This is a genomic window from Polaribacter sp. OB-PA-B3 (genome assembly GCF_054589375.1).
This window is the reverse complement of sequence record NZ_BAAIIX010000001.1, coordinates 171,541-196,679: the sequence shown is the minus strand read 5'-3', so window position 1 is coordinate 196,679 and position 25,139 is coordinate 171,541. Positions and strand designations below refer to the sequence as shown.

General features: G+C 29.4%; 28 protein-coding genes. 23 read left to right on the top strand and 5 right to left on the bottom strand.

Features of this window, described 5'->3' with window-relative positions:
* Positions 1–20: 20 nt before the first annotated feature.
* Positions 21–281, bottom strand: coding sequence for a hypothetical protein (locus ACYPV9_RS00820; protein WP_299064359.1), 261 nt, complete (start codon positions 279–281; stop codon positions 21–23).
* The gene (gene pheS / locus ACYPV9_RS00815; protein WP_077810696.1) at positions 281–1,300 is read right to left on the bottom strand and encodes a phenylalanine--tRNA ligase subunit alpha; all 1,020 of its coding nucleotides are present in this window, start codon (positions 1,298–1,300) and stop codon (positions 281–283) included. Before pheS ends, ACYPV9_RS00820 begins: the two co-directional genes overlap by 1 nt.
* Before the next feature lie 198 nt (positions 1,301–1,498).
* Between pheS and gdhA the strand changes: the two genes are divergently transcribed.
* From gdhA to ACYPV9_RS00735, 16 genes are all read left to right on the top strand, one after another.
* Positions 1,499–2,854, top strand: coding sequence for an NADP-specific glutamate dehydrogenase (gene gdhA / locus ACYPV9_RS00810; RefSeq protein ID WP_459741280.1), 1,356 nt, complete (start codon positions 1,499–1,501; stop codon positions 2,852–2,854).
* Positions 2,855–2,943: 89 nt separating this feature from the next.
* Positions 2,944–3,567 (top strand): LysE family transporter, encoded by a 624-nt coding sequence (locus tag ACYPV9_RS00805; RefSeq protein ID WP_459741279.1) that lies wholly within the window; start codon positions 2,944–2,946, stop codon positions 3,565–3,567.
* A 5-nt stretch (positions 3,568–3,572) separates the two neighbouring features.
* Positions 3,573–4,193 (top strand): LysE family transporter, encoded by a 621-nt coding sequence (locus tag ACYPV9_RS00800; protein ID WP_459741278.1) that lies wholly within the window; start codon positions 3,573–3,575, stop codon positions 4,191–4,193.
* A gap of 59 nt (positions 4,194–4,252) precedes the next feature.
* Positions 4,253–4,858, top strand: a complete 606-nt coding sequence (locus ACYPV9_RS00795; RefSeq protein WP_459741277.1) for a LysE family transporter — start codon at positions 4,253–4,255, stop codon at positions 4,856–4,858.
* Between the two features lie 12 nt (positions 4,859–4,870).
* A complete protein-coding gene (locus tag ACYPV9_RS00790; protein ID WP_459741276.1) occupies positions 4,871–5,710 on the top strand; it encodes an alpha/beta hydrolase family protein in 840 nt (279 codons plus the stop codon).
* A gap of 61 nt (positions 5,711–5,771) precedes the next feature.
* Complete coding sequence (gene dinB, locus ACYPV9_RS00785; RefSeq protein ID WP_459741275.1) at positions 5,772–6,884, top strand: DNA polymerase IV; 1,113 nt, start codon at positions 5,772–5,774, stop codon at positions 6,882–6,884.
* A gap of 4 nt (positions 6,885–6,888) precedes the next feature.
* A complete protein-coding gene (locus tag ACYPV9_RS00780) occupies positions 6,889–7,341 on the top strand; it encodes a GNAT family N-acetyltransferase (protein ID WP_299064353.1) in 453 nt (150 codons plus the stop codon).
* Positions 7,342–8,469: an NAD(P)/FAD-dependent oxidoreductase gene (locus ACYPV9_RS00775; RefSeq protein ID WP_459741274.1), complete on the top strand. Its 1,128-nt coding sequence runs from the start codon at positions 7,342–7,344 to the stop codon at positions 8,467–8,469.
* Entirely contained in the window at positions 8,462–9,589 is a 1,128-nt protein-coding gene (locus ACYPV9_RS00770; RefSeq protein WP_459741273.1) for an NAD(P)/FAD-dependent oxidoreductase, read from the top strand. Before ACYPV9_RS00775 ends, ACYPV9_RS00770 begins: the two co-directional genes overlap by 8 nt.
* Positions 9,589–10,299 (top strand): methyltransferase domain-containing protein, encoded by a 711-nt coding sequence (locus tag ACYPV9_RS00765; protein WP_459741272.1) that lies wholly within the window; start codon positions 9,589–9,591, stop codon positions 10,297–10,299. Before ACYPV9_RS00770 ends, ACYPV9_RS00765 begins: the two co-directional genes overlap by 1 nt.
* Positions 10,300–11,352, top strand: a complete 1,053-nt coding sequence (locus ACYPV9_RS00760; protein ID WP_459741271.1) for a type III polyketide synthase — start codon at positions 10,300–10,302, stop codon at positions 11,350–11,352.
* A gap of 10 nt (positions 11,353–11,362) precedes the next feature.
* On the top strand, positions 11,363–11,803 hold the full coding sequence (locus ACYPV9_RS00755; protein ID WP_459741270.1) for a 3-hydroxyacyl-ACP dehydratase FabZ family protein: 441 nt from the start codon (positions 11,363–11,365) through the stop codon (positions 11,801–11,803).
* A gap of 8 nt (positions 11,804–11,811) precedes the next feature.
* Positions 11,812–13,101 (top strand): beta-ketoacyl-[acyl-carrier-protein] synthase family protein, encoded by a 1,290-nt coding sequence (locus tag ACYPV9_RS00750; protein WP_459741269.1) that lies wholly within the window; start codon positions 11,812–11,814, stop codon positions 13,099–13,101.
* 2 nt (positions 13,102–13,103) lie between these two features.
* Entirely contained in the window at positions 13,104–13,355 is a 252-nt protein-coding gene (locus ACYPV9_RS00745) for an acyl carrier protein (RefSeq protein WP_299064345.1), read from the top strand.
* Complete coding sequence (locus ACYPV9_RS00740; RefSeq protein ID WP_459741268.1) at positions 13,348–13,920, top strand: 4'-phosphopantetheinyl transferase family protein; 573 nt, start codon at positions 13,348–13,350, stop codon at positions 13,918–13,920. Before ACYPV9_RS00745 ends, ACYPV9_RS00740 begins: the two co-directional genes overlap by 8 nt.
* Positions 13,910–14,359, top strand: coding sequence for a 3-oxoacyl-ACP synthase (locus ACYPV9_RS00735; RefSeq protein WP_459741267.1), 450 nt, complete (start codon positions 13,910–13,912; stop codon positions 14,357–14,359). The genes ACYPV9_RS00740 and ACYPV9_RS00735 overlap by 11 nt, the downstream gene beginning before the upstream one ends.
* On the opposite strand, the gene ACYPV9_RS00730 is transcribed toward ACYPV9_RS00735, so the two are convergent.
* The 3 genes from ACYPV9_RS00730 to ACYPV9_RS00720 all read right to left on the bottom strand — a co-directional run bounded on the left by ACYPV9_RS00730 (position 14,337) and on the right by ACYPV9_RS00720 (position 19,835).
* A complete protein-coding gene (locus tag ACYPV9_RS00730; RefSeq protein WP_459741266.1) occupies positions 14,337–15,263 on the bottom strand; it encodes an ABC transporter ATP-binding protein in 927 nt (308 codons plus the stop codon). The two genes, ACYPV9_RS00735 and ACYPV9_RS00730, sit on opposite strands and share 23 nt — an antisense overlap.
* Positions 15,264–15,505: 242 nt before the next feature.
* The gene (locus tag ACYPV9_RS00725) at positions 15,506–17,581 is read right to left on the bottom strand and encodes a M13 family metallopeptidase (RefSeq protein WP_459741265.1); all 2,076 of its coding nucleotides are present in this window, start codon (positions 17,579–17,581) and stop codon (positions 15,506–15,508) included.
* Between the two features lie 136 nt (positions 17,582–17,717).
* The gene (locus ACYPV9_RS00720; RefSeq protein WP_459741264.1) at positions 17,718–19,835 is read right to left on the bottom strand and encodes a prolyl oligopeptidase family serine peptidase; all 2,118 of its coding nucleotides are present in this window, start codon (positions 19,833–19,835) and stop codon (positions 17,718–17,720) included.
* 163 nt (positions 19,836–19,998) lie between these two features.
* On the opposite strand from ACYPV9_RS00720, the gene trxA reads away from it, so the two are divergent.
* From trxA to ACYPV9_RS00685, 7 genes are all read left to right on the top strand, one after another.
* Positions 19,999–20,358, top strand: a complete 360-nt coding sequence (gene trxA, locus ACYPV9_RS00715; RefSeq protein ID WP_299064335.1) for a thioredoxin — start codon at positions 19,999–20,001, stop codon at positions 20,356–20,358.
* Between the two features lie 202 nt (positions 20,359–20,560).
* Positions 20,561–20,899, top strand: a complete 339-nt coding sequence (locus ACYPV9_RS00710; RefSeq protein ID WP_079737829.1) for a PadR family transcriptional regulator — start codon at positions 20,561–20,563, stop codon at positions 20,897–20,899.
* A 1-nt stretch (position 20,900) separates the two neighbouring features.
* The gene (locus ACYPV9_RS00705; protein ID WP_459741263.1) at positions 20,901–21,551 is read left to right on the top strand and encodes a hypothetical protein; all 651 of its coding nucleotides are present in this window, start codon (positions 20,901–20,903) and stop codon (positions 21,549–21,551) included.
* Positions 21,552–21,555: 4 nt separating this feature from the next.
* Positions 21,556–22,212: a hypothetical protein gene (locus ACYPV9_RS00700; RefSeq protein ID WP_299064331.1), complete on the top strand. Its 657-nt coding sequence runs from the start codon at positions 21,556–21,558 to the stop codon at positions 22,210–22,212.
* A gap of 2 nt (positions 22,213–22,214) precedes the next feature.
* Positions 22,215–22,892, top strand: a complete 678-nt coding sequence (locus tag ACYPV9_RS00695) for a hypothetical protein (protein WP_459741262.1) — start codon at positions 22,215–22,217, stop codon at positions 22,890–22,892.
* Between the two features lie 3 nt (positions 22,893–22,895).
* Complete coding sequence (locus ACYPV9_RS00690) at positions 22,896–23,603, top strand: hypothetical protein (protein ID WP_459741261.1); 708 nt, start codon at positions 22,896–22,898, stop codon at positions 23,601–23,603.
* Between the two features lie 51 nt (positions 23,604–23,654).
* Positions 23,655–25,121: a DUF5687 family protein gene (locus tag ACYPV9_RS00685; RefSeq protein ID WP_299064320.1), complete on the top strand. Its 1,467-nt coding sequence runs from the start codon at positions 23,655–23,657 to the stop codon at positions 25,119–25,121.
* Positions 25,122–25,139 lie beyond the last annotated feature (18 nt).

The window sequence follows — 25,139 nt, the reverse complement described above, 5'->3', positions numbered from 1 at the left end:
CTAAAAGTTTATTGTGTCAATTAAGACCAAACTTTATAAAAGTCTTCTTTTGTAATTTCTTCTCCGTCGCAATCATCAATGGTTAATGCACCTTCACATAAACCACCAAATTTATCTTCTATATTATCTTCACTATATTTTACAAGTTTACCATTATCATAAATAGTAACTTGTTTTATTACTTGGTCTGCATCATTCGTTTCAAAATACCAAACAGAGTTGCCCCAATCTGCATATTCATCATCTCTGTTTTCATCCCAAACCTGTGTAAAATAATTCATTAAATAATAGATTTAAATTGTTCTAAGAAACGTTTATCATTTTCGTAAAACATTCTAATATCTGGTATTTGATATAATAACATTGCAATACGTTCTATACCCATACCAAATGCGTAACCAGAATATTTTGTTGGATCGATATTGGCGTTTTTAAGAACATTAGGATCTACCATACCACAACCCATAATTTCTAACCAACCAGTACCTTTTGTAATTCTGTAATCTGTTTCTGTTTCTAATCCCCAATAAATATCTACTTCTGCACTTGGTTCTGTAAACGGAAAATAAGAAGGTCTTAATCTAATTTTAGATTTACCAAACATTTCTTTAGTAAAATATAAAAGGGTTTGTTTTAAATCTGCAAACGAAACATCAGTATCAATATACAAACCTTCTACTTGATGAAAAATACAGTGTGCTCTTGCAGAAATGTCTTCGTTTCTAAAAACTCTACCAGGAGAAATTGTTCTAATAGGTGGTTCGTTTTCTTCCATATAACGTACTTGTACAGAAGAAGTGTGTGTTCTTAATAAAATATCTGGATCTTGCTCTATAAAAAACGTGTCTTGCATATCTCTTGCCGGATGATATTCTGGCAAGTTTAAGGCAGTAAAATTGTGCCAATCGTCTTCTATTTCTGGTCCTTCAGAAACAGTAAAACCAATTCTATTAAAAACTTCTATAATTTGGTTTCTTACTAAAGAAATAGGATGTCTAGAACCTAGTTCTATTGGTTCTGATGGTCTTGTTAAATCTCCGTAAAAAGATTTTTCTGTTGTATTACTTTCTAAAGCATCTGTTAATTCTGCAACTTTACCTTCGGCAGATTTTTTTAGATTATTTAGTGCTTGACCGAAATCTTTACGTAATTCTGCATCTACATTTTTAAATTCTGCAAAAAGATCTTTAAGTAAACCTTTGCTTCCTAAATATTTAATTCTAAATGTTTCTACTTCATCTTTGGTTGTAGCTTTAAATGCTTGTACCTCTCCAATAAGTTCTTTTACTTTGTCTAACATTTCTTGCGTAAAATTATGCCACAAATTTAGTGTTTTTTATAGAGTTTTATCAAGCTAAAGTTAAGAAAACAACAAGAGCTTTCGAAATCGATTGAAATAAGGATATCTTCGAAATAAATAAAAATACTTTTTTTATTTGCGAATTCAGAAATTAACTATCTTTGTCCCATTAAATTTTTATTAAATTCATAAAAAATTATGGCTGAAAGTATAGAGTTAAAAATAAATGAGTTTATGGAAATGGTTAAAACAAGAAATAACCATGAGCCAGAATTCTTGCAAGCTGTACAAGAAGTTGCAGAAACTGTAATACCTTATATTGTAAATCATGATATTTATCATGGTAAAAACATTCTTTTAAGAATGGTAGAACCAGAAAGATTAATTTCTTTTAGAGTTTCTTGGGTAGATGATAAAGGTGAAATTCAAGTAAATAGAGGTTATAGAGTTCAAATGAATTCTGCAATTGGACCTTATAAAGGTGGTTTGCGTTTTCACCCAACTGTAAATGCTAGTATTTTAAAGTTTTTAGCTTTTGAACAAGTGTTTAAAAACTCTTTAACAACTTTACCAATGGGTGGTGGTAAAGGAGGTTCTGATTTTGATCCTAAAGGAAAGTCAGACAACGAAATTATGCGTTTTTGTCATGCTTTTATGAGCGAGTTATTTAGACACATTGGTTCTAATACAGATGTACCTGCCGGAGATATTGGTGTTGGTGCTAGAGAGATTGGTTTTATGTTTGGTATGTATAAAAAACTTAAAAACGAATTTACAGGTGTATTAACAGGTAAAGGACAATCTTGGGGTGGTTCTTTAATTAGACCAGAAGCTACAGGTTACGGTAACGTATACTTTGCAGACAACATGTTAAAACGCAAAGGAGATTCTTTCGAAGGTAAAAAAGTAGTAATTTCTGGTTCTGGTAATGTTGCACAATACGCAGCAGAAAAAGCATTAGAATTAGGTGCTACAATCTTAACTTTATCTGATTCTGGAGGATATATTTTAGACGAAGAAGGTATCGATTCAGAAAAGTTACAACACGTAATGTATATCAAAAACGAAAAGCGTGGAAGAATTAGTGAATATGTAGAGAAGTATCCAAATGCAAAATATGTGGCAGGAGAAAGACCTTGGTCTGTTAAATGTGATGTAGCTTTACCATGTGCAACTCAAAATGAGTTAAACGGAGAAGAAGCAAAAACATTAATAGCAAATGGTTGTATGTGTGTTTCTGAAGGAGCAAATATGCCTTCTACACCAGAAGCAATTCACGAGTTTCAAAAAGGAAAAATCTTATTTGCCCCAGGTAAAGCATCTAACGCAGGTGGTGTAGCAACCTCTGGATTAGAAATGAGCCAGAACTCGTTACGTTTAAGCTGGTCTCGTAAAGAAGTAGATGAAAGATTAAAAGATATAATGGAAGATATTCATGATTCTTGCGTAGAATACGGTACACAAGAAGATGGATCTATTGATTACATTAAAGGAGCAAATATTGCTGGTTTTGTAAAAGTAGCAGATGCTATGTTAGCACAAGGAATTGTTTAGTCAACATTTTCTTATAAGTTATTATAAAATTGAAACGCGTTAATTTTTTAACGCGTTTTTTTGTTTTTTTGTAGATATAAAATATAAGTATGAACTTTATTATCTGTGTAATCTTAGGATTTATAATTGCGGCTTCTGGCAGTATTACGCCTAGTTTTTTAAATTTAACAGTTGTAAAGTTTAGCCTTAGAAACGGAAAAAAAGCAGCTTTTTATCTTATTGGAGGTTATGCAACAGTTTTATTTTTTCAAGCAAATATTGGTGCATATTTATCTAGTATTTTAATGAAAAATTCTGAATATATTTCCTTAATTCAAAAAATAGGAACAGGTATTTTATTTTTATTGTCGTTAAATTTTTTCCGATTGCATTTTTCATCAAAAGAGAAAAAAGTAAAAGAAGAAATCCCAAAATCAAAAGCCTATCTACATGGTATAATGATGTCTTCTTTAAACACAATTGCAATTCCGTTTTACTTTACTACAATTTCACTTTTAATAGGTTTAAATTATTTTGAATATTCTTATTTAAACGGATTTTACTTTTCTATAGGTTCTACTATAGGTTCTTTTACCTTATATTCTTTGTATGCAATAGTGGCAAAAAATATAGAACACAAGTTAACATATATAGCTACAAAAATGGATTTTATTTTAGGTGCATTAACAGGTGTTGTTGCTCTAGGAAATCTATTATATTTGCTGTATAAATAAAATATGTGAAACTTTTATTTCTCTTTTTCTTAGGCTTTTTATTCTCTTTTGCAGGCTCTATTACACCTAGTCTTTTAAACATGACAGCCTTAAAAGTTAGTTTAGCCAACGGAAAAAAAGCAGCTTATAAATATGCTTTTGCAGTAGCAATTATTGTAGTACCTCAAATAATTATAGCAGTTACTTTAACCAATTTTTTAGCAGACAATCCTTCTATTTTGGTAACATTAGAAAAAATTGCGACCATTATATTTATATTTTTAAGTTACTATTACTATAAAGAATCTCGAAAAAGTAAAATTAAAATAGCTAAAATCAATTCTAAAAAAGAGAATCCGTTTTTAACGGGTATAATTCTTTCGATTTTAAATATGTTTTCTATACCATTTTATTGTGGTGTAATCATTTTATTAAATGCTTATAATATATTTAATTATTCAAATTTAGATACATTTATTTTTACAATAAGCTCTGTTTTAGGAACCTTTTATATTCTATTTTTCTACGGAAAGTATGCAAAAATTATTCAACAAAAAACAGGAAAACTTACTAAGGATATAAACTTAGTACTATCAATTTTAACAGGATTTGTTGCCTTATTTTCGATACTAAAAATGTTTTTTTAATTTAGAAAAGTAATGAATAAGTTTGTAAGCCGACTGATTTTTTATACAAGATAGTGTTTATGTTTTCTATATTTCTTTATGGTTTTTTAGGGGCCTTTTTAGGTTTTACACTGCCTAGTGTATTAAACATGACGGCTTTAAAAATTAGATTAAACGCTACCAAAAAAGAATTTACAAATTTTACCTTAGGTGTTTTGTTGGTAGTTTTTATACAGGTTTACATTTCTGTTTACATTTTAGAATATTTTTCTACGAACACTGTTTTAATAGCATTTTTAGAAAAAACTGGTGTTTTGGTTCTTGTATTGTTATCGATTTACTTTTATGTACAGCATAAAAAAGAACAAAAGAAAACTGAAATTAAAACAAAAAACTCTTTTTTTACAGGCGTAATTTTATCCTTGTTAAACATGTTTGCAATTCCGTTTTTCTGTACACTTGTAGCCATACTTATTGCATTTAATTCTTTTAGTTTCAATACAGTTTCTAACTTTTTTTTTGTTGTAGGCGCAGTTTTTGGTACATATTCTATTTTATTAATATACGGTAAATTTGCAGTTGTAATTAAGCAAAAAACAGGTAAATTTACCAATCATATCAACTTATTTCTATGTGTTTTAACTGCTGTTTTTGCGTTATGTACACTTTTAAAATTCGTTCTTTAAAATTTGTTTAAAATGAAAGTTATACAGAATATTCTAGTGCTAGGAAAACATAAAAAACCGATTGTAACAGACGTTTTTTACAAAGAAGATAAAACACCCAAAAAAGTAGTAATTTTTTGTCATGGTTACAAAGGTTTTAAAGATTGGGGCGCTTGGAATTTAATGGCAGAAGCATTTGCAAAAGCAGGTTTTTTCTTTATAAAATTTAATTTTTCGCATAATGGTGGTACAGCAGAACAACCGATAGATTTTCCCGATTTAGAAGCTTTCGGTAATAATAATTATACCAAAGAATTAGACGATTTAGAAAATGTATTGGATTGGATTTCATCCGAAGAAAATTTTACAAATGATGTCGATTTGAATCATATTGCTTTAATTGGTCATAGTCGAGGAGGTGGAATTGTATTACTGAAAGCCAACGAAGATTCGAGAGTAAAAAAGGTAATTACACTTGCCGCGGTTTCAGATTTTGGTAGTAGAAGTTCTACAATTGGCGATTTAGAAAATTGGCGTAAAAACGGTGTAAAATATGTTTTAAATGGACGAACAAATCAAAATATGCCACATTTTTATCAATTTTACACCAATTTTAAAGAAAACGAAAATCGGTTATTTATAGAAAACGCTGTAAAGAATTTAAAAATACCGTTATTAATTATTCACGGAGACAATGATACCTCAATTTCTTTAAAAGAAGGTCAAAAAATTGAATTTTGGTCTACAAATAGTCAATTAGAAATTATTGAAAATGCCGATCATGTTTTTAATGTTTCACATCCTTGGTTACAAGAAAACTTATCAAAAGAGTTAGAAGAAGTTAAAAATTTATGCCTTCGTTTTTTAGCATAAAGAATAGTTTTTCTATTAAAATAATTAATGATATTCCTGTCTAACTTCGTAATTTAGACATATGGAATTGCAACCGCCTTTTAGAAAAATAATTCATGTAGATATGGATGCGTTTTATGCATCTGTTGCAGAATTAGACAATCCAGAGTTAAAAGGAAAAGCTATTGCTGTTGGCGGCGAAGGTAGAAGAGGTGTTATTTCTGCGGCAAGTTACGAGGCAAGAAAATTTGGTGTAAGATCTGCTATGAGCGGTAGTTTGGCAAGACAAAAATGTCCGCATTTAATATTTGTAAAATCAGATTTTGCGCGTTATAAAGAAATCTCTGCGAGAGTAAGAGAAATCTTTTTCGAGTACACAGATTTAGTAGAACCGCTATCTTTAGACGAGGCGTATTTAGACGTAACAGAAAATAAAAAAGGAAATCCGTCTGCCAATGAAATCGCAAGAGAAATACGGCAAAAAATTTTCGAAGAAACAGGTTTAAGAGCATCCGCAGGAATTTCTATTAATAAATTTATTGCCAAAGTTGCTTCTGATATTAACAAACCAAACGGGCAAAAAACGGTACATCCAGATGAGGTAATTCAGTTTTTAGAAGAATTACCGGTAAATAAATTTTATGGTGTTGGTAAAGTAACAGCTGCAAAAATGTACAACAACGGTATTTTTGTTGGCAATGATTTAAAAAAACGTTCTTTAGAAGAACTTGTAAAGCTTTTTGGTAAATCTGGTGTGCACTATTACAATATTGTTAGAGGTATTCATAACAGTGCAGTTAAACCAAACAGAATTCGTAAATCGTTAGCAGCAGAAAGAACTTTTAGCGAAAATATTTCTTCGGAAATTTACATGTTAGAGCGTTTAGATAAAATTGCAGACGAGTTAGAAAGACGTATGTTAAAGGCAGATACCAAAGGGAAAACTATAACTTTAAAAATTAAATATTCTGATTTTACACAACAAACCAGAAGCAAAACAAAAAACTATTTTATGCAGAAAAAAGAAGAGTTTTTTCCTGTAGTAAAAGAGTTGTTATTTCAAGATGAATTGCCAAATTCAGTTAGATTATTGGGGCTTTCTTTTGGTAATTTAAATACCGAAATTAAAGAACCTGTTTGGGTACAGTTAAAGTTAAAATTTAAGGAATCAGATTTTTTTAAAGAAGAAGAATAAAGAAATGAATTCAGAAATTATTAGAACCAACGCAGCACATCAAGATTTTATAACCTTGGTAAAAGAATTAGATGCTTATTTAAAAATTACTGATAAAGATGAGCACGATTTTTACAATCAATTTAATAATATTGATGTAATAAAACATGTGGTTATATTGTATGTTAATAAAGTTGCGGTGGGTTGTGGCGCTATTAAAAAGTTTGACAATTCTACTATGGAAATTAAAAGGATGTATGTTTCTAATGATTATAGAAGCATAGGTTTAGCACAAAAATTAATAGCAGAATTAGAAACTTGGACAAAAGAATTGGGTTTATCTAAATGTATTTTAGAAACCGGAAAAAGACAAAAAGCAGCTGTTAAGTTCTATGAGAAATGCAATTACAATGTAATAGAAAATTACGGACAATATGTTGGAATGAAAAATAGTATTTGTTTCGAAAAAAACGTGTAGATGAATTACAGTTATTGGGAATTAAAAGAATGGTTTACCAACGTAGATTTTACAATTGTTGGTAGCGGAATTGTGGGTTTAAATTGTGCTTTACAGTTAAAGAAACAGCACCCAAAAGCAAATATTTTAATTCTCGAAAAAGGGATGTTACCACAAGGTGCAAGTACTAAAAATGCTGGTTTTGCCTGTTTTGGGAGTTTGTCTGAAATTATAGATGATTTAAAGTCTCATACTACAGAAGAGGTTTTTAATTTGGTAGACAAACGTTGGAAAGGCTTACAGTTATTAAGAAATAATTTAGGAGATAAAAACATCCATTTTCAGCAAAATAAAGGTTTTGAGTTGTGTGAAAATGAAGCTTTTTTTGAAGATTGTATATCTAAGAAAAATGAAATCAATCAACTTTTAAAACCTATTTTTAATGCAGATGTTTTCTCTACTTCAGAGAATATTTTTAGATTTCAAAAAATACACAATCAATACCTAGTAAATAATTTTGAAGGACAAATAGATACCGGTAAAATGGCTTTTGAATTATTACATAAAGTGCAGAAATTAGGCGTTAAAATTTTAAATAATATTTCTGTTAAAGCTTTTACAGAAATTGGAAATAATGTTGAAGTAAAAACGGATAAAATTACCTTTAAAACAGGTAAATTATTAATTGCTACCAATGGCTTTGCTAATAATTTACTAGAAGAAAAAGTAAAACCTGCAAGAGCACAAGTTTTAATAACAAAACCAATTAAAAACTTACATATAAAAGGTACTTTTCATTTAGATAAGGGTTACTATTATTTCAGAAATATTGATAATAGAATTTTGTTTGGTGGTGGAAGAAATCTAGATTTTAAAACTGAAGAAACTAGCTTATTTGGTAAAACAGACATTATTCAGAATAAATTAGAAAGTATTTTAAAAGAAACTATTTTGCCAAATACAGATTTTGAAATAGCACATAGATGGAGTGGAATTATGGGCGTAGGATTTAAAAATTTAAAAGGGCAGAAAAAAGCAATTGTAAAACAAGTTTCAAATAATGTTTTTTGCGGAGTTCGTTTGGGCGGAATGGGAGTTGCTATTGGAAGTTTAGTGGGCAAAGATTTAGCAAATTTGTTAGATGAATAAAAATTTTGAAATTGTAATAATTGGTGGAGGTTTAGCAGGATTATGCAACGCAATCAATTTGTCTAAATTCGGAAAAAAAGTTTTACTGATAGAAAAAAATGAATATCCAAAACACAAGGTTTGTGGCGAATATATTTCGAATGAAGTATTACCTTATTTAGAATATTTAGATATTAATCCGTTTAATTTTGGTGCCGTAAAAATTGAAGAGTTTCAATTATCAACTACAAAAAATAAACTTATTACAGCAAAATTACCTTTGGGCGGATTTGGAATTTCTCGTTACAAATTAGATTTTATTTTATCAGAAAAAGCCAAAGAAAATGGCGTTATAATTTTACAAGATTCCGTTTTAAATGTAGATTTTAAAGAAGATTTTTTTAATATTGAAACCAAAGAAAATAAAAGTTTTTATTCTAAAATTTGTATTGGTGCTTTTGGTAAACGTTCTGTATTAGACGTAAAATTAGAGAGAGATTTTATCAAAAAGAAATCGCCATATTTAGGTGTAAAAATACATGTAAAAGGTACTTTTCAAGAAAATTTAGTGGCACTTCATAATTTTAAAGGTGGTTATTGTGGGGTTTCTAAAGTAGAAAATAATGCAATTAATTTGTGTTATATCACTAATTTCTCTTCTTTTAAAAAGTATAAAAACATAGAAGATTTTCAAGAAAATGTAGTTTTTAAAAATAGGTTTTTAAAAGAAATGTTTCAGAATTCTGAACCAATTTGGGAACAACCACTTTCTATTAGTCAGATTTCATTTGAAACAAAAAAACCAGTAGAAAATAATATGATAATGTGTGGTGATTCTGCGGGAATGATTCATCCACTTTGTGGAAACGGAATGAGTATGGCCATACAAGCTGCACAAATTGCGTCTAAATTGATTCTAAATTACTTGAATGGTACTATCGAGACAAGAAAGGATCTTGAAAAGCAGTATATTAGACAGTGGAATCAGCAATTTAAATGGCGTTTAAAAATGGGGCATTTTATTGCTATGTTGTTTAGAAAAGACAAAATTGCTTCACTTTTATTATCAATTTTAAAGAAAATTCCTTTTTTATTACCCATAATTATTAAACAAACTCACGGAAAACCAATAGAAAATTAATGGATTTTTTCATAAGCACAAAACAACGAACAGATAAAGAAGAACTAATGGATGATTTTTCTATTGGTGGAGATTTATTACGCGATACTTTAGATAAATTAGAAAATATAAATAGATGGTTAGGAGGTAATAAAGTGACTGTAAATGGCTTAAAATCTATTTTAAAAAAACATCCTAAAAACAAAGAAATTATAATTATAGATGTGGGTTGTGGCCATGGAGATATTTTACGAGATGTTGCAAAATTTGGAAGAAAGAATAATTATAAATTTAAATTGATTGGAGTAGATGCAAACCCAACAGCTATAGATTATGCAAATGAGTTGTCTGTAAATTACCCAGAATTGTCTTTTGAAACACAAGATATTTTTTCTGAGGAATTTAAAAAAAGAAAGTTCGATGTGGTTTTGGCGACTTTATTCTTACATCATTTTAAAGAACCAGAACTGGTTTCTTTTTTAGAGAATTCAATAAAATCTGCAAAAATAGGAATTGTTGTAAACGATTTACACAGACATAAATTAGCGTATTATTTATTTATGTTATTATCTATTTTTATTTCTAATAAAATGATTATTGAAGATGGTTTAACCTCAGTTTTACGAGGATTTAAACGAAAAGATTTAGAAAATATATCTAGACAAATAAAAGTAAAACCAAGAATTTCATGGAAATGGGCATTTCGTTTTCTTTGGATAATAAAAAAATAAATGGCTGTAAAAATAACATCGGTTGCAAAGCAACTACCAAAATATTATAGAGAAACTAAAGATATTATTCCGTTTGTAAAATTATGGATGCAAGATCAAGATACTCGTTTTCAGAGAAAAGTTATTAAACTTTTTGAAGGAGCTGCAGTAGATAAACGGTACTCTATAATGGATCCTGAAGAAGTTTTTACTGCCACATCTTTTGAAGAAAAAAATAATATTTATGCAAGAGAAGTTGTGCAATTGGCAGAAAAATCGTTAAAAAAATCTTTAGATAAAGCCAAATTAAAACCAACGGATATCGATTATATAATTACGGTAAGTTGTACCGGAATTATGATTCCTTCTGTAGACGCGTATCTAATAAATTCATTAGGAATGAAACAAGATATTGTACGTTTGCCAGTTACAGAAATGGGTTGTGCAGCAGGAGTTTCTGGTATTATTTATGCGAAGAATTTCTTGAAATCTAACCCTAATAAAAGAGCTGCAGTAATTGCAGTAGAAGCACCAACAGCAACGTTTCAGCTAGAAGATTATTCTATGACAAATATTGTTTCTGCAGCCATTTTTGGAGACGGAGCTTCTGCAGTTATTTTGTCTTCTTTTGAAGATGATAAAGGTCCTGCAATTATTGATGAAGCCATGTATCATTTTTATGATGCTACAAATATGATGGGTTTTAAATTGGTAAATACTGGTTTACAAATGATTTTAGATAAAGAAGTTCCGCAGAAAATTTCAGATCATTTTCCAGCAATCATTCATCCTTTTTTAGAGAAAAACAACTTAACTATTAAAGATATAGACCATTTAATTTTTCATCCTGGAGGAAAGAAAATTGTACAAACAGTAGAAGCTTTATTTGGTGTTTTAGGAAAAAATATAGACGATACAAAAGAAGTTTTACGTTTGTACGGAAACATGTCTAGTGCAACGGTTTTATATGTTTTAGAGCGTTTTATGGATAGAAACCCAGAAAAAGGAGAAAGAGGAATTATGTTAAGTTTTGGTCCTGGTTTTTCTGCGCAAAGAATTTTGTTAGAATGGTAAAATTAATAAGATGAATTCAACTAAAATCATAAAATTATTACCGTACAAAAAACCATTTTTGTTTGTTGATGAATTGATAGAAATTTCAGAAAATGGAATTACGGGAAATTATACTTATAGAGAAGATGAATTTTTTTATGAAGGACATTTTAAAAAAAATCCAATTACGCCTGGTGTTATTTTAACGGAAACAATGGCACAAATTGGTGTTGTTTCTTTAGGTGTTTTCTTATTAAAAGATAAAATTTCTTCGGATAAAAAACCACAAATTGCGTTAACTTCTAACCAAATAGATTTCTTTTTACCGGTTTTACCAAATGAAAAAGTAACAGTAATTTCAGAGAAAGAGTTTTTTAGATTTAATAAACTAAAATGCAAAGTAAAGATGTTAAACTCTAAAAATGAATTGGTTTGTAGAGGAACTATTTCTGGAATGATAATCGCTAAATAAATACTGAAATGAATTCAACATACGTAAAAAACAGAGTTGTAATTACAGGTTTAGGCGTTGTTGCCCCAAACGGAGTTGGTTTGCAAGAATTTACAAATGCAATAAAAACAGGAAAATCTGGCATTACGTTTCATCAGAACTTAAAAGACAAAGGTTTTTCTTGTTGTATTGGCGGAATTCCAAGTGTTTCTGAAGAAAAAATAAGCGAATATTTATCGCCTTTGCAATTACGTGGTTTTAATTCAACCTCTATTTTATATGGAGTGATGGCAGGTGTTGATGCATGGAAAGATGCTGGTTTTTCTGTTGATGAAAACTCAAATTTAGATTACGATTCTGGTTTGATTTTTGGAACAGGAACTTCAGGAATCGAAAAATTTAGAGAAGCAATTTATAAAATTGATGATCAAAATGTAAGACGTTTAGGAAGTACCTCTGTGGTGCAAACAATGGCAAGTGGAATTTCTGCTTATTTAGGCGGAATTTTGGGTTTAGGAAATCAAGTAACCACAAATTCATCTGCTTGTACAACAGGTACAGAAGCATTATTAATGGGTTTTGAGAGAATACAAAGTGGCAAAGCAAAACGAATGTTAGTTGGTAGTTCTAGCGATAGTAGTTTATATACTTGGGGTGGTTTTGATGCTATGCGTGTAATGTCTTATAAACATAATGAAACGCCTGAAAAAGGCTCGAGACCAATGAGTGAAACTGCTTCTGGTTTTGTTCCTGGAAGCGGAGCAGGAGCTTTGGTGTTAGAATCTTTAGAAAGTGCTTTGGCAAGAAAAGCAACTATTTACGCAGAGGTTTTAGGAGGAAATATAAATTCTGGCGGGCAAAGAAATGGCGGAACCTTAACTGCGCCAAATGCAGAAGCAGTTCAGAATTGTATTACAGATGCCATTTTAGATTCAGAAATTTCTGCAGCGGAAATTGATGTTATTAATGGGCATTTAACAGCAACATCAAAAGACAGTTTAGAAATAGAAAACTGGACACTTGCTTTGAATAGAAAAGGAACTAATTTTCCTTATATAAATTCTTTAAAATCTATGGTTGGGCATTGTTTAGCAGCTTCAGGAGCCATAGAATCTGTAGCAGCTGTTTTACAAATTAAAGAGCAATTTGTGTTTCCTAATATAAATTGTGAAGATGTAGATTCTGAAATTACAACATTAATTTCTACGGATAAAATTCCAACAAAAATAATAGAGAAAGATATTACTATTTTAGCAAAAGCAAGCTTTGGTTTTGGTGATGTGAATGCTTGTGTTATCTTTAAAAAATATTCAGAATAAAAATGACAAAAGAAGAAATTATAAGCAAATTAACAGTTATTGTAAAGCCTTATGTTCAAAATGAAGATGGGTTTAAAAACATCTCTGAAGACACAGATTTTATAAACGATTTAGAAATAAATTCAGCAAACTTAGTAGATATTATTTTAGATGTTGAAGACGAATTTAAGATAGAAATAGACAACGATTCTATGGAAAAAATGTTATCTGTAAAAGCAACTGTAGCAATTATTCAAGAAAAAATGAATGGATAATATTGGTAATGATATTGTTGATTTAAACCTTGCTAAAACTCAAAGTAATTGGCAAAGAGATGGTTTTTTAGAGAAACAATTTACCAAAAGTGAACAAGATATAATCTTAAAATCTAAAAATCCGTTTTTACAAGTTTGGCAATTCTGGTCTATGAAAGAAGCTGCTTATAAATGTTATACACAACAAGTTGAAAAACGTTTTTTTGCTCCTTTAAAATTTGAATGTAATTTAATTTCTAAAGATGAAGGAACTGTAATTTTTGAAGACAATATCTTTTATACAACTACAATTTTTAGCTTGTTTTATCTTTCTACTATTGCAAAACAAAAGGCAACTACAACTTCTATTTTTTCAAAAATTGGAAAAGCAGATAATGTAGATAAAGATTTAAAAATTAAATTAGCATTAATAATTAACGTGCTACCAGAAGAAATAACAAAAAGAAAATCTTCTATTGGTGCGCCATTATTTTATCATCAAGAAAAAAAGATAACTCAATCTTGTTCTATTTCTCATCATGGAAATTACGGAACATTTGCATTTACGCTTAACAATGAAACTTAAAGAAGAACTTTACAATAAATGCGAAGAATTTGTAAATAAACGTTTACAAAATATAGAAGAAGTTATTTCTTCTAATCAAAAAGCATTACAAACAGAAACTAAAAGTTCTGCAGGAGATAAGCACGAAACTGGTAGAGCAATGTTGCAATTAGAAATGGAGAAAGCGGGCCAACAATTGGCTGGAATTACTCAAATGAAAGAAATATTAGCAAAAATTGATATTTCTAAAACTTCGAAGAATGCACATTTAGGCAGTATTGTTTATACGGATAAGCCAAATTATTTTTTGAGTATTTCTGCAGGCCATTTAACTATTGAAAACACAACTTATTTTGCAGTTTCAGTCTCATCGCCAATAGGGAAACTGCTTTTAGGAAAACAAAAAGGCGAAACAATTTCTTTTAACGGAAATGCATTTAAGATTTTAGAGATAGCTTAATTTTAGTGTTGGTTTCTATAAAATCTGTATGATTTAAAAATACAATTTGGTTTTCAAATTCAGCTTCTATCAACCAAAAAGAACCTTTAAAGTACGCGTTTCTTACAATAGCGTTGGTTTCAGAATTATCAACAATTTTTATTTGATGCGGATATAATAAAATTGTCTTGCCATTTATTTCAATTTCATTTACATCGTCAAATAATGCAGCAACATATTTTTGTTTTGGATTTTTATAAATTTCTTTTGGTGTGTTGTGTGTCAGTATTTTATGATTACGAATAATTAGCAGCTTGTCTGCAAAAGAAAGCGCATCATTTTTATCATGCGTTGCAACAATACACGCAATATTTTTTTCTTTTAAATATGCAAAAAGTTTTCTTCTTAGAGAGTTTTTTTTGAAGTTATCTATTTGTCCAAAAGGTTCGTCTAACAATAGTAATTCTGGTTCATTTGCCAAAGCTCTTGCAATTGCCACGCGTTGTTTTTGTCCGCCACTTAAATTTTTAACTTTTGTGTTTTCAAAAGCTTTCATTTCTATAACTTCTAACAACTCTTGTGTTCTTTTTTCGCTTTCTTCTGGATAAAATCGAGACAGAAATTTTTTAATATTTTCTGATACAGAAATGTAAGGCATTAAATCGAAATCTTGTGCTACATATTTAAAGAAATCCATACCTGGAACTAGATGAAATTCTGGCCCTAGAACTTGTTGATCTTTCCAAAAAATGGTTCCCTTATTTACATCTAATAAACCGTAAATTGCTTTTAAAAGTGTCGATTTTCCGCAGCCACTTTCTCCCATAACACATAGGTGTTCTCCTTCTTTTATATTGAAGTTAAAGTTGTCTAAAACCATTTTGTTTTTAGTGTACCCGAAAGAGATATTTTGGACTTTTAGCATCTTGCAAAAATAAGGTTTCTATTTGATTTCTTGTTGTAAATAAGACAGCAAGTACGCCTGCGTTAGCGATTGAAGCATTTGTTTGAGCTCTTTTATGAGGAACGAATAAAAAGCGAGTGCGAAAAGCGCGACCTTTAGGTAACGCCCAAAAAACATAAAAAAAACCGACACTTTCGTATCGGTTTTGAATTTTAATGTATAAATTTTAGAAAAAGAAAATTATACCAAAAAGGTCTGCGACCTTACCAGATTCTAACTCTTTCTTCTGGTTTTAAGTACATTTTATCACCTTCTTTAACATCGAAAGCTTCGTAAAAAGCATCTACGTTTTTAAGAGGCATATATGCTCTGTACATTCCTGGAGCGTGTGTATTTGTCATGATTAAGTTTTTAAGTGCTTCATCACGCATTTTTGTTCTCCAGATAGTTCCCCAAGAAAGGAAGAAACGTTGTTCTGGTGTATAACCATCAATTTTTTCTGGTCTGCCGCTTTTTTCTAAGAAGATTTGTAAACCTTCATAAGCTGCTTGCACACCACCTAAATCTCCAATGTTTTCACCTAACGTATATTCGCCATTTAAGTGCATAGAATCTATAGCAATAATATCTGAGTATTGTTTTACCAATTGCTTACCTATTACTGCAAATTTTTCTGAATCTGATTCAGTCCACCAGTTTTTAAGGTTTCCGTCGCCGTCAAAACGTGATCCAGAATCGTCGAAACTATGAGAAATTTCATGACCAATAACAGCTCCGATTCCACCATAATTTACAGCTTCATCTGCTTTGTAATCGTAAAACGGAGGTTGTAAAATTGCAGCTGGAAAAACAATTTCGTTATTTGTAGGGTTAAAATAAGCATTTACAGTTTGCGGAGACATTCCCCATTCTGTTCTGTCTACTTCTTTACCTAATTTAGCCATATTTTTGTTGTAGTTCCATTTTGTAACATTAATACTGTTTTCGAAATAAGAACCACCATCTTCTAAACCTTTAACTTGTAATTCTGAGTAGTCTTTCCAAACATCTGGATACGCTATTTTAACAGTTAATTTATGTAGTTTTTCTAAAGCCTTTTCTTTAGTTTCTGTACTCATCCACTCTAAACCAGCAATTCTTTTTTCGAAACCTAACATCACATTGTCAATCATTTCTTTTGCTTTGGCTTTTGCTTCTGGCGGAAACATTTTTTCTACGTATAATTTACCTAAAGCTTCACCAACAGCACCGTTTAAGTTACCTAAAGCACGCTCGTTTCTTGCTCGTTGTTTTTTAGCACCACGCATTTCTTTGCTATAAAACTCCCAGTTTGCAGTTTCTAAATCTGTAGATAAAGAACTTAAAGAACTGTTTATAGTGTTCCAACGGAATAATAATTTCATATCTTCTACAGATCTATCTGTAAAAATTTTACTCATAGCTTTAAAATAACCAGGATCTGTAACTATAATTGTTTCTAAATCTGTAACACCAATTCCTTCTAAATGAGCTTGCCAATCTATAGCTGGTGCTAACTTTGTTAACTCTGCAACAGACATTGGGTTATAGATTTTACGAGTATCTCTACGTTCTTCTTTAGTCATCATTGGTGTTGCTAAACTAGTTTCAAAAGCAACAATTGTAGCTGCATTTTTCTTAGCTGTAGCTTCATCATCACCAAATTCTTGAAGCATTTTAGCAACAAATATTTCGTACTTAGCCAATTTATCTGCAACTTTTGCGTCTACGTAATAATCTCTAGATAAACCTAAAGAACCACCACCCATATAACCTGCATATTGGCTACTGTTTTTTAAATCGTTATAAACGCCAAAACCATAAAAACCAGCACCACCATAAGGCGCCATATTTGTAATGTAGTTTTGTACATCTTTTTTTGTTTTTATTTCGTCTATTTTAGCTAAAAAAGGCATAACAGGTGCTTTACCTTGTTTGTTTCTAGCAACAGTATCCATTATTGTTTGGTAGTAGTTTACTGCTTTTTCTTGATCTGAATCTATTTCATTTCCTTGCGCATCTTTTATCTTCGGAAAATCTTTTTGAGCGATAGCTTCATTTAAAATAGTTAAAACATCTTCATCTGTTTTTTTACGTAGCTCACCAAAACCACCCCAAGATGTTCGGTCTTCTGGAATTGATGTACTATCTATCCAAGTACCGTTTACGTGTCTAAAAAAATCGTCAGATGCTTTTACAGAAGTATCCATGTTTTCTATAATGATTCCTGCAGATCTTTCTTCTGGCTTTTCTTCTTTACAAGCAACAAAAGCAAAAGATGCGATTGCAGTTGTAAAAAGAACTTTTTTAACTGTTTTCATTGTTTATATAATTTGAGTGTTATGATAATTAGTATTCGAAATAGTAATATGTTACATACTTTAATAGCATGAAATATTTTAAATGAGATGTATCAAAGGTAATTAAATTAACGAAAAAGAGTTTTATTGAAAATAATTAATTGTCTATTAGGAGTTTAGGTAGTTTTTTAAAGCCCATGTTAAATAAAGTGAAACCAAAAATATCTGCAAATTGCGCTATCGTTTTTGCAATTGGTGTACCGGCTCCGTGGCCAGCATTGGTATCTATTCTTATTAATGTTGGATTTTTGCCTGTTTGTTTTTCTTGTAATTCTGCTGCAAATTTAAAACTGTGTGCTGGTACAACTCTATCATCATGGTCACCTGTTGTAATTAATGTTGCAGGATATTTATTTCCCTTTTTTACATTGTGTACAGGCGAATATCTTTTTAAATACTCAAACATTTCTTTGTTGTCATTTGCAGTACCATAGTCATATGCCCAACCTGCGCCAGCAGTAAATGTATGATAACGCAACATATCTAAAACACCAACAGCAGGCAACGCAACTTTTGCTAAAGTTGGTTTTTGTGTAAGAATTGCGCCAACTAAAAGTCCGCCATTAGAACCACCACGAATCGCTAAAAATTCTGATGAAGTATATTTTTTATCAATTAAAAATTCTGCAGCAGCAATAAAATCATCAAAAACATTTTGCTTGTTAAGTTTTGTACCGGCATTGTGCCATTTTTTACCATATTCTCCGCCACCGCGTAAATTTGCAACAGCATAAACGCCACCTTGCTCCATCCAAACTAAATTGGCAATACTAAAACTAGGCGTTAAACTTACATTAAAACCGCCATAACCATACAAAATAGTAGGATTTTTACCATTTAACTCAATTCCTTTTTTGTGTGTAATAATCATCGGAATTTTTGTGCCATCTTTAGACGGATAAAAAACTTGTTTGCTTATATAATCATCAGTATTAAAAGCTACTTTTGGCTTCCAATACGCTTGGTAAGTGCCATCTTTTGGGTTGAATTTATAAGATGAATTCGGAGTGTTGTAATTCGTAAAAGAAAAATACAATTCTTTAGCTTCTATTTTACCGCTAAAACCGCCAACAGAGCCAATACCAGGTAAAGAAATTTCTCTTATAAAATCACCATTAAAATTGTATTGAAAAACTTTAGAAACCGCATCTACCATATAATTTGCAAACAAATAATCTGCGCCTTTAGAAATAGCCAAAACATGTTCTGTTTCTGGTATAAAATCTTGCCAATATTTTGGTGTAGGATTCGAAAAATCTACAGTAACAACTTTTTTATTGGGTGCATTTAAATTGGTGGCTAAAAAAAGTGTAGATGCTTTGTTAGTAATTACATAAGTGTCACTTTCTAGAGTTTCTATAATTGGTTTTAAAGTGCTTTTTTCTTCGGATAAATCTTTGATAAATAATTTGTTACCAGATGTAGAAATTTGTGCAGTAACTACTAAAAAACGGTTGTCTTCTGTAACATAACCACCAATATATCTGTGTTTTTCCGATGGAATTCCACCAAAAATAATAACATCTTCTTTTTGCGAAGTTCCTAATTTATGATAATATAATTTATGCTGATCTGTTTTAGCAGACAATTCACTTCCGGTTGGTTTATCATAACTAGAGTAGTAAAAACCTTCATTTTTATACCAAGAAATTCCAGAGAATTTTACATCAACAATAACAGGTTCTTTTTGTTTTTTAGAAACAACATCAATAATAATTATTTTTCGCCAATCAGAACCACCTTCAGAAATTGAATACGCGGCAGTTTTGCCGTCTTTAGAAAAACTTAATGCGCCTAAAGAAGTTGTGCCGTCTTTAGAAAAAGTATTTGGATCTAAAAATATTTCTGGTTCAGAATTACCTATGGTTCTATAAATTACGTTTTGATTTTGTAACCCATCATTTTTAGAAAAATATGTGTAATCTCCCTCTGTAAAAGGTGTGCCTATTTTCTCATAATTCCATAAACTTGCCAATCGATTCTTTAATTGATCTCTGTAAGAAATTTGGTCTAAATAGTTAAAAGTAACCTCATTTTGTGCTTTTACCCAAGCTTCGGTTTCTTTACTTCTATCATCTTCTAACCACCTGTAATTATCTGTAACTTCTGTATCAAAATAAGTATCTACAACTGGATTTTTATTTGTTTTTGGATATATCAATGCAAGTTTATTTATGATGTTAAGTATGCCAAACAAAGTTACTTGTTTTATCAAAATTAAATTATAATCGCTTTATTAAAGAATGTTTTAACTGTTTTTAACTTTACGATGTTTGTTATCGATAGCTATTTGTAATACTTTAGAGGTTTTTACGACTATTTATGTAGAAAAATAATTTTAAAATAAAATTCAACAGCGTTGAATTAAAAACATTTATATGACAGAAAATTTAACAAAAGCAACATTTTTAGAAAAAGTATTTAATTTCGAAAAAAATAAAGAATGGAAATTTGAAGGAAAAAGACCCGCATTAATAGATTTTTATGCAGATTGGTGCGGACCATGTAAAATGCTTGCGCCAATTTTAGAGCAATTATCTACCGAATACGAAGGTAAAATAGATATTTATAAAATTGATACGGAAGCAGAGCAAGAATTATCTGCAGCTTTTGGTATTAGAAGCATACCATCTATGTTATTTTGTCCTGCAGAAGGAGAACCACAAATGGCAAACGGAGCTTTACCAAAAGCAGATTTAGAACGTATTATTAAAGAGGTTTTAAAAGTAGAAAAATAGACCGCTTTTTTAGATTGGAAATATTTTAAATCCTGAGTTTTTAAAAAACTCAGGATTTTTTTTATTCAAAAAACAAATACATAAGAATTCTATGTATAAGAAAATTATGTATATTTGACGAAATAGATTTAAAGGTTGTTAATTCGATTGATTTAGATGAAAAAATCGAAATCTGTTAAACTGACAAAAACACACCAAAAAAATGGGAAATCAGAAATTATATAAAGGTTCTTTACAAACCATCATTTTAAAATTATTAGAAAGTAATGATAAAATGTACGGTTATGAAATTACACAAAAAGTAAAAGAATTAACCAAAGGCGAACTTAAAATTACCGAAGGAGCTTTGTACCCAGCTTTACATAAATTAGAAGCCGATGGTTTGCTAGATGTAGAGGTTGCAAAAGTTGGTAACAGACTACGTAAATATTACAAATTAACAGAATCTGGTACTAAAGAAACTGCCAATAAGTTGGATGAAATGCAAGAGTTTTTAAGAACGATGCAGCAATTGGTGAACCCTAAATTAAGTTTGGAGTAGGATGGAAAAGCGCTATGAAATAACAGAAAAGCAATTGGTTTTTTTAGAGGATTTTTTACTCAGAAAATATCCAGGTATTTCTAATGAAACCAAGATTGAATTGATAGATCATTTGGTGTCTGATTTTGAAGCTACAACAGAAAATGGTAATTTATCTCAATATTTATCTAATGAGTTAGAGTTTATTGCAAGATTTGTTTTTAAAGGTGTAAGTCTAATGAAAAAGACTTATAGAAAAGAAACTTGGGAGCAGTTTTTTAAATTTTTTACAGAACCTAAATTGTTATTAATTTCCATTAGTACTTTATTGTTTTTTTATTTTTTAAATGAAACTGTTACTGATAAAATAGTTTACTTAGTAACTATAATTTTGTCTACTCTTATTTTTGGATATTCTGTTTTTAAAGGAATGATTAAGAATAAAGAGTTAAAAAATTTGGACGAGGTTAAGTTTTTAGGTAATGAAATTTGGTTGCCTTTTACATTGGTTCAGTTATTGGGAATTACAAATTTGTGTTATTCAATTATGAAATATAGCTGGTTGTATACTTTAGTGGCTTTATTTATAATAATTTATGGTTTGTCGGCTTTAATGGTTATTTTAAAACATAAAAAAATCATTTTAGAAAAATACAAACACTTGTTAAACTAACGCTATGGAATTAACAAAAGAACAAACACAAAGAGTAGAGCATTATTTAAATGTAAAACAGATTGATTATATCGATATTCGATTAGAAATTTTTGACCATATTATTTCTGATATTGAAGAAAAAATGGAATTAGAAAAATTAGATTTTGACACTTCATTTTATGCTATTACAGACAAATGGAATAAACATTTAAAAGACACATCAAGTTTTTATTTCGGAGTAATGTATTCTGCTCCAAAAATTATATTAGAAAAAGCTAAAAAATATTATAAAAAATGGTTTTTCTTATCGCTCTTATCATATTCAATACCATTAATTTTAATTGATAAGTTAAATATTATTCTTTCAACAAAAATCGAAAATATTTTAAATATTGTCTTTTATAGTATTATTCTTATTTGTTTATTATCTTTTGCTTATCTATTTGTAAATAAGGATACAAAAAAAGTAAAAACTACTTACAGCTTTGTTTTAAAAACGCAAAGTTTGGGGATTCTTATTGGTTTTTTAATATTATTTGGATTAAGGTTTTTATCAGAAAAAGGAGTTTTGAATTCTTTTAATGTTGGTTTTCTATCAATGTATATTTTAAACTTATTTTGCTATTTCTACTTTTATAAAAAACACAAAGAAACCATTAAGAAATATAAAATTTCGTAGTTATGGAATTAACAAAAGAGCAACTTTTACAAATAGACAATTACGTGTTTTCTTGCGGAATAAAATACTACGATGTTCGAACAGAAATTGTAGACCATTTTGCCAATATTTTAGAGCAAAAGTTAGCTAAAAATCCTGATATAAATTTCAAAAAAGAAATACAAAATATCCACAGAAATTTTTCTGATAGAGGTTTTAGTAACCTTTTAAAGGATAAAACAAGAGCTGTTCAAAAAAAATTCTATAACGCAACTTTAAAGCATTTAATTACATTTTTTAAACTTCCTAGAATTTTAATTTCTGCAAGTATATTTTATGTCTTGTTTTTGTTGATGAATTTTTTTGAAGGTAAAAAAGATTTCTTTTTTGGATTGTATAGTATTTTATTACTAATTGTTTTTTACGTTTTTTATCAAATAAAACAAGACAAAAAGAAGAATAAAGAATCCTTTTTAATTTTAAATAAAACAAATGTATTTCTACAAGTTTTAAACTTCATTTTTATTTGTTTTAATTCAATTACAAATTTTAGAACCGATGAAAGTTTTTTAAATCCAGTACATAATAATATTCAATTAGCGGTATTTGTGTTGATTATACTCTTTTATTGGTCTGGTGAATTTGTGTATAAGAAGAATAAGCAACTTGTAAAAACACAGTACCCTAATGTAATTGTTTAAACCATGAAACTGACCCAAAACCACATACAAGAACTTTACAAATTCACTAGAAAACATTATGTAGAATATTACGATGTACAAAGTGAATTGGTAGATCATTTGGCAAATGATATTGAAGAAATTTGGCAGTCACAACCATATTTATCATTTGAAGCTGCAAGAGATAAATCATTTAAAAAATTTGGCGTTTTTGGTTTTATGGATGTTGTAGAAGAAAAGCAAAAACAGATGAATAAACGTTACTGGAACATTATTCTAAATTTTGCCAAAGAGTGGTTTACGCTTCCAAAAATTGTAATTACAATTACCATTTTTCTAGTATTTTTTAGTGTTTTACAAGTAAAGTTTTCAGAATATATTTTTTTAGGAACCTTATTGGTTTTAATAAGTTTAGAAGGAATCAGCGCTTATAAAATCAGAAAAAAACATAAAGAAAAAGAAGTTAAAAAAGAGAAAATCTTTTTGTTAGAAGCAATGCTTGGTACAACAAAAAACACCTACACTGGCTTTACTTTTGTAAACTTATTTAACATTGCTAACTTAACAAGGTTCGATTTTAGTCACTTAAATATCTATTGGCTTTTTGTGATTTCTGTAGTCTTAACCTTATTGTGCATTTTGTTTTATATTTCTAATTATGTGTTGCCAGAAAAAGCAGAACAATTGTTAATAGAAACCTACCCAGAATATAAAATTGTAAATAATTTGTAACAAATTGTAATACTTAACTACTTATTATCAATCTAACTAATTACTAAACTTATGATGTTACGCTTTTTAAAACTAGAATGGAAGCAATTTCTTCGCTCAGCTTCTTTCGGAAAAAGTATTGCCATTAAAATAATTATGGGCTTTTTTGTCCTGTATTTTTTAGCTACTTTTTTATTGATAGGTATTGGAGGTTATTATATTTTAAAGAAACAATTTCCAGAATCAGACCCACTACAATTGGTAAATTCTTATTTGTTATATGCAATTTTAGGAGATTTAATATTTAGATATCTAATGCAGAAATTACCTGTTATGAATATAAAACCAATGCTAATTTTACCAATTAAAAAAAGTAAATTGGTACATTATGTTTTAGGTAAGTCTTCGGTTTCGTTTTTTAATATTTTAGGATTGTTTTTTTACATACCTTTTTCTATAGTATTACTAAAAGAAGGTTACAATACTTCTGGTGTTTTAGGTTGGTTATTTGCAATAGTTTTAATTATTCAATCGGCAAACTTTTTAAATTTCTTAATTAATAAAAACAATATTGCACTTGGTACAATTGTAGTAACTTTATTAGCTTTAATAGGCTTACAAAAGTTTAATATTTTTGATGTTACAGCATACGCAGGTTCAATTTTTGATGGCATCTATCAAAACCCAATTTATGCATTAATTTTTGTAGTTGTTTTAGTTGTGTTGTATCAATTAAATTATAAACAACTAAGAAACCTTGTATATTTAGATGAAGCAGTTTCCCAAAAAGTAGAAGAAGCAAAATCTTTAGATTTATCTTTTACTGATAAATTAGGAGATGTTGCGCCGTTTATTAAAAATGATATGCGTTTAATTTGGCGAAACAAAAGAACAAAGACGGTCTTTTTAATGTCTTTTTTATTTTTATTCTACGGATTGATATTTTTCACGCAAAAAACATACAGAGAAATGCCAGCAATGTTAATGTTTGCCTCTTTATTTGTAACGGGTGGTTTTGCCTTAAATTACGGTCAATTTATTCCTGCTTGGGATAGTGCACATTACAAAATGTTAATGAGTCAGAGTTTTAAATACCGTAAGTTTTTAGAGTCTAAATGGATTTTAATGGTGTTTATGACCTCTTTTCTTTACCTATTAAGTTTTCCGTATTTATATTTCGGAATCGACATTTTTTTAATGATTACCGCTGGTGCAATTTTTAATATTGGCTTTAATTCGCTGTTTTTATTATTTGCTGGATCTTTTAATAGAAAAAGAATCGATTTAAATAAAAGCGGATTTGGTAACACACAAGGTACAAGTGCAACGCAGTTTTTAATTATACTACCATTAATGGTTTTTCCTATGTTGGTTTTTTGGTTGTTCGACAAATTTGTGGGCGGTAATTCTGGTTACATCGTAGTTGCATCAATAGGTATAATAAGTTTATTATGTAAAAAATATGCTTTAAACCTAATAGAAAAACAGTACATAAAAAACAAATATGTTATGATTAATGCCTTCGGAAAAGAAGCATAATTAAACCTAAAAAGAAAA

Bases quoted from the DNA above. Each gene is read 5' to 3' on its own strand.
- ACYPV9_RS00710 (WP_079737829.1), top strand. From the start codon at position 20,561: ATGGGAAATCAGAAATTATATAAAGGTTCTTTACAAACCATCATTTTA.
- ACYPV9_RS00780 (WP_299064353.1), top strand. From the start codon at position 6,889: ATGAATTCAGAAATTATTAGAACCAACGCAGCACATCAAGATTTTATA.
- ACYPV9_RS00700 (WP_299064331.1), top strand. From the start codon at position 21,556: ATGGAATTAACAAAAGAACAAACACAAAGAGTAGAGCATTATTTAAAT.
- ACYPV9_RS00685 (WP_299064320.1), top strand. From the start codon at position 23,655: ATGATGTTACGCTTTTTAAAACTAGAATGGAAGCAATTTCTTCGCTCA.
- gdhA (WP_459741280.1), top strand. From the start codon at position 1,499: ATGGCTGAAAGTATAGAGTTAAAAATAAATGAGTTTATGGAAATGGTT.
- ACYPV9_RS00695 (WP_459741262.1), top strand. From the start codon at position 22,215: ATGGAATTAACAAAAGAGCAACTTTTACAAATAGACAATTACGTGTTT.
- ACYPV9_RS00750 (WP_459741269.1), top strand. From the start codon at position 11,812: ATGAATTCAACATACGTAAAAAACAGAGTTGTAATTACAGGTTTAGGC.
- ACYPV9_RS00730 (WP_459741266.1), bottom strand. From the start codon at position 15,263: ATGCTAAAAGTCCAAAATATCTCTTTCGGGTACACTAAAAACAAAATG.
- ACYPV9_RS00760 (WP_459741271.1), top strand. From the start codon at position 10,300: ATGGCTGTAAAAATAACATCGGTTGCAAAGCAACTACCAAAATATTAT.
- ACYPV9_RS00820 (WP_299064359.1), bottom strand. From the start codon at position 281: ATGAATTATTTTACACAGGTTTGGGATGAAAACAGAGATGATGAATAT.
- ACYPV9_RS00765 (WP_459741272.1), top strand. From the start codon at position 9,589: ATGGATTTTTTCATAAGCACAAAACAACGAACAGATAAAGAAGAACTA.
- ACYPV9_RS00740 (WP_459741268.1), top strand. From the start codon at position 13,348: ATGGATAATATTGGTAATGATATTGTTGATTTAAACCTTGCTAAAACT.
- trxA (WP_299064335.1), top strand. From the start codon at position 19,999: ATGACAGAAAATTTAACAAAAGCAACATTTTTAGAAAAAGTATTTAAT.
- ACYPV9_RS00805 (WP_459741279.1), top strand. From the start codon at position 2,944: ATGAACTTTATTATCTGTGTAATCTTAGGATTTATAATTGCGGCTTCT.
- dinB (WP_459741275.1), top strand. From the start codon at position 5,772: ATGGAATTGCAACCGCCTTTTAGAAAAATAATTCATGTAGATATGGAT.
- ACYPV9_RS00735 (WP_459741267.1), top strand. From the start codon at position 13,910: ATGAAACTTAAAGAAGAACTTTACAATAAATGCGAAGAATTTGTAAAT.
- ACYPV9_RS00795 (WP_459741277.1), top strand. From the start codon at position 4,253: ATGTTTTCTATATTTCTTTATGGTTTTTTAGGGGCCTTTTTAGGTTTT.
- ACYPV9_RS00725 (WP_459741265.1), bottom strand. From the start codon at position 17,581: ATGAAAACAGTTAAAAAAGTTCTTTTTACAACTGCAATCGCATCTTTT.
- pheS (WP_077810696.1), bottom strand. From the start codon at position 1,300: ATGTTAGACAAAGTAAAAGAACTTATTGGAGAGGTACAAGCATTTAAA.
- ACYPV9_RS00745 (WP_299064345.1), top strand. From the start codon at position 13,104: ATGACAAAAGAAGAAATTATAAGCAAATTAACAGTTATTGTAAAGCCT.
- ACYPV9_RS00775 (WP_459741274.1), top strand. From the start codon at position 7,342: ATGAATTACAGTTATTGGGAATTAAAAGAATGGTTTACCAACGTAGAT.
- ACYPV9_RS00790 (WP_459741276.1), top strand. From the start codon at position 4,871: ATGAAAGTTATACAGAATATTCTAGTGCTAGGAAAACATAAAAAACCG.
- ACYPV9_RS00770 (WP_459741273.1), top strand. From the start codon at position 8,462: ATGAATAAAAATTTTGAAATTGTAATAATTGGTGGAGGTTTAGCAGGA.
- ACYPV9_RS00705 (WP_459741263.1), top strand. From the start codon at position 20,901: ATGGAAAAGCGCTATGAAATAACAGAAAAGCAATTGGTTTTTTTAGAG.
- ACYPV9_RS00690 (WP_459741261.1), top strand. From the start codon at position 22,896: ATGAAACTGACCCAAAACCACATACAAGAACTTTACAAATTCACTAGA.
- ACYPV9_RS00755 (WP_459741270.1), top strand. From the start codon at position 11,363: ATGAATTCAACTAAAATCATAAAATTATTACCGTACAAAAAACCATTT.